This window comes from Franconibacter helveticus LMG 23732 (assembly GCF_000463115.2).
GTDB lineage: Bacteria > Pseudomonadota > Gammaproteobacteria > Enterobacterales > Enterobacteriaceae > Franconibacter > Franconibacter helveticus.
Window position 1 is genome coordinate 1 of the sequence record NZ_AWFX01000044.1, and the last position, 233, is coordinate 233.

1 tRNA gene is annotated in these 233 nt (G+C 51.1%); it reads right to left on the reverse strand.

The window, feature by feature from the left end:
* Window positions 1-2 precede the first annotated feature (2 nt).
* A tRNA-Tyr gene (locus tag DW56_RS12520) sits at window positions 3-87 on the reverse strand.
* Window positions 88-233 lie beyond the last annotated feature (146 nt).

Sequence of the window (233 nt, forward strand, 5' to 3'; positions counted from 1 at the left end):
GATGGTGGTGGGGGAAGGATTCGAACCTTCGAAGTCGATGACGGCAGATTTACAGTCTGCTCCCTTTGGCCGCTCGGGAACCCCACCAGGGGTATTCATATTATTCGGATACTAAGCAACTTGCTTGCTTATTAACTTCACCACATGGCTGTGATTGAAGATGGTGGTGGGGGAAGGATTCGAACCTTCGAAGTCGATGACGGCAGATTTACAGTCTGCTCCCTTTGGCCGCT